We start from the raw sequence: 260 nt of genomic DNA, 5'->3' as shown, positions 1-260 counted from the left end.
AGCGAATCCGAGGCCAGTTGCAGGCCACCGCGCTGGGCTGGCTGCAGCTCGCCCAGGCGCTGGGACGCCTCGGTAAGCAGCTCGTTGAGCGGCCGGCCGTCACGCTCGTAGCCGGCATCGACCATCTGCGATCCCGCTTCGATCAGGCGGCGGCGCCCAGCATTCTCGGCCACGATTTCACCGTAGGCGGCGATGTTGGCAGCCGAGGGCGTCGTGCTGGCCAGCTCGAGGACATACGCGCCGCCGGCGACCTGCTCGAG

At 70.0% G+C, this 260-nt stretch carries 1 pseudogene; it reads right to left on the bottom strand.

What is annotated here, in order from left to right:
• Positions 1–260 (bottom strand): annotated as a pseudogene (locus SB822_RS58505) (hypothetical protein); the annotation flags it as partial.

Origin of the sequence: Paraburkholderia sp. SIMBA_054 (genome assembly GCF_046534875.1) — a bacterium.
Lineage (GTDB): Bacteria > Pseudomonadota > Gammaproteobacteria > Burkholderiales > Burkholderiaceae > Paraburkholderia > Paraburkholderia hospita.
Note: the sequence above shows the minus strand (reverse complement) of the source record. Positions and strands in the feature narration are given on the sequence as shown.